This is a genomic window from Paeniglutamicibacter antarcticus (genome assembly GCF_039544305.1).
GTDB lineage: Bacteria > Actinomycetota > Actinomycetes > Actinomycetales > Micrococcaceae > Paeniglutamicibacter > Paeniglutamicibacter antarcticus_C.
Map to the genome: position 1 here is coordinate 86,632 of NZ_BAABLK010000004.1, position 6,029 is coordinate 92,660.

The 6,029-nt window shown below is 61.9% G+C and carries 5 protein-coding genes and 1 pseudogene; 3 read left to right on the forward strand and 3 right to left on the reverse strand.

Going from position 1 to position 6,029, the window contains the following annotated elements; genetic code table 11:
* Positions 1–5 precede the first annotated feature (5 nt).
* The gene (locus ABEA12_RS00885; protein ID WP_210100496.1) at positions 6–872 is read right to left on the reverse strand and encodes a glycosyltransferase family 2 protein; all 867 of its coding nucleotides are present in this window, start codon (positions 870–872) and stop codon (positions 6–8) included.
* 137 nt (positions 873–1,009) lie between these two features.
* On the opposite strand from ABEA12_RS00885, the gene ABEA12_RS00890 reads away from it, so the two are divergent.
* Positions 1,010–2,107: a glycosyltransferase gene (locus ABEA12_RS00890; RefSeq protein WP_345465829.1), complete on the forward strand. Its 1,098-nt coding sequence runs from the start codon at positions 1,010–1,012 to the stop codon at positions 2,105–2,107.
* Here ABEA12_RS00890 and ABEA12_RS00895 read toward each other — a convergent pair.
* The gene (locus ABEA12_RS00895; RefSeq protein ID WP_210100494.1) at positions 2,104–2,976 is read right to left on the reverse strand and encodes a Rieske (2Fe-2S) protein; all 873 of its coding nucleotides are present in this window, start codon (positions 2,974–2,976) and stop codon (positions 2,104–2,106) included. The two genes, ABEA12_RS00890 and ABEA12_RS00895, sit on opposite strands and share 4 nt — an antisense overlap.
* Before the next feature lie 540 nt (positions 2,977–3,516).
* On the opposite strand from ABEA12_RS00895, the gene ABEA12_RS00900 reads away from it, so the two are divergent.
* Positions 3,517–4,449 carry a PrsW family intramembrane metalloprotease gene (locus ABEA12_RS00900; protein ID WP_210100493.1) on the forward strand — a complete coding sequence of 311 codons (933 nt, stop codon included), beginning with the start codon at positions 3,517–3,519 and terminating at the stop codon, positions 4,447–4,449.
* 89 nt (positions 4,450–4,538) lie between these two features.
* Positions 4,539–4,856: a YrhK family protein gene (locus tag ABEA12_RS00905; RefSeq protein ID WP_210100492.1), complete on the forward strand. Its 318-nt coding sequence runs from the start codon at positions 4,539–4,541 to the stop codon at positions 4,854–4,856.
* Between the two features lie 1,000 nt (positions 4,857–5,856).
* On the opposite strand, the pseudogene ABEA12_RS00915 reads toward ABEA12_RS00905, so the two are convergent.
* A pseudogene (locus tag ABEA12_RS00915) lies at positions 5,857–6,029 on the reverse strand (IS110 family transposase); the annotation flags it as partial.

The window sequence follows — 6,029 nt, forward strand, 5'->3', positions numbered from 1 at the left end:
CGCTCCTAGTAGGGGTCGCTGCTGCGCGCAGACTCGATTTCCCCACCGGTCGGGGTCCGCAGCACGGTGAACCCGGTGCCGGCCGGGGCCCACTCCAACAACCCCGCGGAGGCGAAGGCGCCAAGCCAACCTTCCATTGGCCAGGTACCCCACCGCCCATGGAACAATCGCGCGTTGGCAACGATGGCTTCAAAGTGGTTGAACGGCGGCTTGTGGACCCCGTGGTGCTGGTGGAACAACGGTTCGGCCACAAAGACCATCGGTACCCCGGCGGCACGCGCCCGGAAGGCAAAGTCCGTATCCTCGCCTCCATAGCCGGTGTACCCTTCGTCGAATCCCCCGAGCTGGGCAAAAAGTTCGGCCTTGATGGAAAAACCCAACGACCAGAACATCTCGTGGCGGGAGCCGGCCCCGCCTTCGGCCAGGTTTTTACGGGCGTGGTGGGCGAGGGAGGCTTCCATCAACGCGAAATCATTGATGGAAGCGCCGGTCTCCAACGGTGCCCGAAGGTATCGGGGTTGGGCCATTGCCAGCACCGGATCGGTCTCAATGGCGTCCACCAAGGCGGTAAACAACGTGGCGGACGCGATGCAGTCCACGTCCAGGAACACCAGGTTCGGACAAGATGCCAAGGCGGCGGCGGCATTGCGTGCCCTGGCCAGAGGCAGACCGGTTTCCTCGGGGCGCGAGGAAACATGGTGGATCCGCAGCGGCAAGGAACAACTGACCTGCTCCGGGTCCGGCTCATCCATGTACACCAGGACGACCTCGCACGGCAGCTCAGCCGAACGTTCCGCGCCGGCCAGCAGCTGCCGCAAGTGCCCAGCCCGTCCATGGGCGATCACCAGAACAGAAAAACCCCGCTCCTGCATTTTTTCCCTTTTCAGTCAAGATATTCATGTCGTAAGCACAGCTGCTTCCAACACCGCACGTCATTCAGCATACGTCGAGGTCCAACTCTTCTATCTGCCAGGAGGATCGTTTGAACAGCAGACAAACCCACGGGACCGTGAGGGTCGCGTCCGTACCGTGCAACCACGTTTACATCCGTCATCTTGAGACAAGCGAAGCTGCACGGAACCCCCACGTGCTGCGGTTGCCCGATCCCCCTCCGGAGGGCTGCTCGCGTTCGGTGGAATCCCGGTGGTGGCCGCCAGCCATGCTCTCGCCTGATTGGGTCCGCGCCAACCACGATACATTCGATCTGATGCACATCCATTTCGGATTCGATACGGCGGACCCGGCGCGCATGCACGATCTTCTCGCCGAGCTGCGTCGGCACGGTAAGGCACTGGTTTACACCGTTCACGACCTGGCCAATCCGCACCAACCCGATCCTGCGGCGCACAGGAAGCTACTAGATGTGTTGATCCCCCATGCGGACAAGCTGATCACGCTTACCGCTGGGGCTGCACGCGAAATCCTTGAACGTTGGGGTTTAGATGCCCAGGTCCTGCCCCACCCCCATGTCGTTGACTTCGACTCCATGGACAGGATCCGCACCACACGCCGTCATGACGCTTCGGATCCCGGACACCCCGGGCACCAAAGGATCGGTGTGCATCTGAAGGGACTTCGGCCCAACATGGATCCCGGTATCCTCGATCCGCTGTCCCGCATAGTGGGAAAGCTGCCCAACACCGTACTTCAGGTCAACATCCATGCCCAACCGCTGGATCCGGCGCACGTCGAATACCGTGAGGGTCTCGCCCAAAAACTCCATGCCGGCGCGGCAGAGGGACGGTGGGAGCTACAAGCCCACCAGTACTTCACCGAGTCTGAACTTTTTGCCTACCTGGCCTCACTGGATGTCAGTGTCCTTCCCTACCGTTTTGGCACGCACTCGGGCTGGCTTGAGGCTGCCTTGGATGTCGGCACACATGTGGCTGTCCCGGACTGCGGACACTACGCCGACCAGGATCCCTCCATCGCGCAGTTCCGACTAACCTCGGACGGCGTGGATGAGGACTCCCTCGGGGAAGCCCTGCTCGCGCTCCTGAACAGAGAAGGTCTTCCGGGCCTGGACGCATCAGGTCGCCGGGCCCAACGAATCAATCTTGCCGAGGCACACCGCGAGATCTATCGTTCCTTGCTTGGCCGCCTTTAGCCGGCCCCCGGCAAGCAGACCTCGACGCGTCCGTCACTGACCCGCACCTGGAACAAGGCAGCGGGCGAAGTGGCCGGTCCGCGCAAGACCTCCCCGGTGGCCAAGGAAAATTCGCTGGCATGCCACGGGCACCGCACGCAGGCGTCGAGTCCAGATCCGCTGACCGTGCCTTCATGCAGGGGTCCCGAGAGGTGGGAGCATTCATCGGAGATGACCCGTACGGTGGCGCCTTCCCTCCACACCATCAAGGGCACCAGTCCCAGTGTGCGCCGTTGTGCTTCTTTCTCCGGGATCTCTTCGAGCAGCGCCAGGTGGTTCCACCCGGCAGGTACCTGGTGCGGCACCGCCTCGACATGGTTCGCACCCGACGCCAGCCTGAAGGAGAGATGTCCGCCCAGGAAGCCTCCGCCGCCGAGTGCTGCAAGCCCGGCCAATGCCCAAGTCTTTCCTCCCTCTCGGGCTGAAAGGCGTGCGGCCAGGGACATGGCAAAGCATCCGGTGGCCAGGACGTTGGCACCGGCATGGACCAGGCCCACACGCTGCTGCTGGGGATGCAGGTCAGACCAGTCCGTCAGACCTGTGGCCACGGCTGGAACCACCGCCGCCAGACCCGTGGCAATCAGCACCCGGGCTGCACGTTCGGTACCGGGCACCGCGTCCAGCAACACCGCGCAGGCGAAGGCCCCGGTGGGAAGCTGGACGAGGAACGGATGGGCTGGGTGCCCCATCGGTACACCGTGGAGCAGGTCCTTGGCAGTTGAAGGACGCAACACTTTGCGGACCGCGCGCCGCACGATGTCAACGACGGGATCCAAGGCTGTCATTTCCTCGAGCTTCCCCAAGGTCTTGACCGCTTTCAGCGTCTTCATGGCCGTCCTTTCGTGGTGGGCGCGATGCCCGCACGTACGCACGCACCCGGCCTATGCTGAATCCGCTTCGTTCGGCCATCTTCGTGCCTCGATTTCGATCAGGCTACCACTGGGGAGTCGGGGCGTACATGCTGTTGTTGGGCCCAGGAAAAAGATCTTCCGCAATGCAACACCCCTGAGATGGTTCCTCGGAGCTTTGGTTGAGGATCCAACGCGGCGAAAGGCCGAACGTTGGTGGGCGGGCTGGTCACATGCAGATCGAGCAAAAACAAGCCCCGCAGATTCGGGCACAGTCTTAGGCTCCCGGTGCGGGTAACCGGATCCGCGGGAAAATGTCCTAAAGACCAGGCTGCCCATACCTGGAGCGAACCACCGCCATGGTTGCAGTGATCAACCGCTGCACAGCCTTGGATACATCTGTCATCCATTGCCGCAGGACCTTGGCAGGGGTAGCGTTCGTGTTCCTGGGTGCACCAGGAAGCGTCAGGCTTTGCGCCAGCTGACGGTTCGGGTGCGCATTGGACCGGAGAAAGTGCAACGATGGCCAAGACAACGGCAAGAGCCGGTTCGAGCATGCGGGGCTACTGGTGGAAGATCCTCTTGGGCGGAGTCGTGCTATGGATCCTCACGATCTACGTGACGGTCCAAACCAGCAACACCAACCTTGTCCCCACCATCATCTTGCTGGGCAGCTTTCTGGTGCCTTTTGTCGTCGTCCTATACGTCGGGGCACGCCAAGAGGGTATCTTGTCCCCGGTCCGGTTGTTCTCCGCGTTCTTCATCGGCGGGATCCTCGGGGTCCTTGGCGCATCCCTTCTCGAAGCCGAGATCGGGTCCTCCCTGGTGCTCTTCGTGCTTGTGGGTTTCATTGAGGAATTCATCAAGCTTTGCGTGCTGGTTGTCGCCGCCTGCGGAATCGCCAAACGCACCGCCGGGCTGGGCGCAGCCCTGGGTGCCGTGGTCGGCGCCGGCTTCGCGGCATTCGAATCAGCCGGGTACGCCTTCAACGCCGCTCTGGGCCAAAACAGCATCAACCTTGGCAGCCTCGTTGGGACGGAAGTCCTGCGGGCCGGGCTTTCGCCGGTCGGACACGTCCTGTGGACGGCCATCCTCGGCGCGGCGCTCTTCTCTATGCGTCGATCGGGCCGGCCAGTGCTTCGACTGGTCCTGACCTTCATCGGCATGGCTCTCCTTCATTCGATGTGGGATCTGCTGGGCCCCGTGAGCTCATTCCTGGCACTCCTCTTAACCGGGACCTTCCATTTTGAGATCACCAATGGCTACCTTCCCCGCTCGGTCGCCCCCGAGGTCGCATCTATCTCGCAAATCTTCTATTACACCGGCATGCTCATCATGTCCCTCATCGGGATCAACTGGCTTCGGGTTGTGCTTCGCCACTGGAGACGCAACGAAAAGGCCCTTGCCGGCCAGGCGGAAGAACAGCCCAGACCAGCGCCCGGGATCCCCCGGTAGCGCCAACGGTTTCCCGCCAGCGCAACGGACACGTCAATGGCTACGGCGTCGCCGGAAAAACGCCGTGACATGGCGGTAGGGTCCAGATCATGACCAAGGCATCGAATCTCGAGGGCCCCGGCGGCACCGACCGTCCGTTGATACTGCATTTGGGGCACGAGGAACTCGTGATCCGCCAGCGCTACGAGACGATCAGCATCGTGAACGACCTGCTGATCGGAACGTGGTTCCTGGTTGGGAGTTTCCTGTTCTTCTCCCCGTCCACGGCCTACGCTGCAACATGGCTATTTGTGTTCGGTAGTGTCGAAATGCTGATTCGCCCGACCATCCGCTTCGTCAGGCGCGTCCATCTGCGTAGATACCACCCAGGTGTCCCTGGCATCGGCGACGGAGGGCACGACTTCTAGCCTCCGTTGGAACGTGCGCGGACCGGCTCAAAGTGCTCCGTTCCCTTGGAGCCGACGAGGCTATTTGACACTGCCGGGTCCTGGATATGGACGACGCGATCGTCCTGGACCTGCACGATGGTGGATCACGATGGTGGATTCCATGTCGAGTCCGATCAGCACCTGTCCGTGGCCTATTGCCACCACGATGCTGGTTCGGTCCAACTCCATCTCGAACAGCCTTTGCGCTTCCGCGTGTCCAGCACCAAGGCAGCGGTCTGGACAACGGGTACGAGCCAAGACGCGTACAGGTCCTCCGGAGATGAAACCCCGCTGCGAGGCAACCAGGTCATTGAACCGGCACCTGCTGCGTCGTCCGCGACGTGGCCGGCCCATCAGGTAAGAACCGAATCCACGGCCGGTCTCCCAGGCGAGCCGTGGACGCGGGCATTGCCATCGCGCGGCGCCGGTGTTCGAGTGGACTTGCGATTTTCGAACCACAACACGGAGGCAAGAGATCAAGGCACCGACATGGCGAGGCAAGCGGAAGATCGAATACACCGAGGTCCCGGATCCGCAGATCCACGAGCCCCCTGACATCATCATCATGGTCACCTCAACGGCAATTTGCGACTCGGATCTGCACCTTTACGAGGTGATGGGCCCATAGACGCATACCGGTGACACCCTGGGCCACGAACCAATGGGCATTGTCCAGGGGGTGGGTTCCGCGGTTTCCCGCATCAAGGCCGGGGGACCGTGTCGTCATTCCTTACAAGGTGTCCCGTGGGCACTGCTGGATGTGTGATCGCGGCGTGCGGTCCCGGTGCGAAACGACCCAATTCCGCGGGCACGGCCAGGGTGTCGCGTTCGTGGGGGGGTGCCCCTATCTTTTTCGCAAGCCCTTTTCGGGGTTTTCTCTAAATTTCTTGAATACGTTTTGGGAAGTGTTCTTGGGCAGGGCTCCGCATCCCGGTTCGGATACTTTGAGCCAGGTTGCGGGGCCGGAAGGCATGATGTTTTAGGCTGCGAGGGCTTCCGGGACTTCATAGATGCTGCCATCGCGCAGCATCGCGAACAGGACATTGCAGCGTCGACGTGCCAGGGCGATGACCGCTTGGTTGTGTTTCTTGCCTTCAGCACGTTTGCGGTCGTAGTAGGTCCGCGAGACCTGGTCCTTGCATTTGAGTGAGG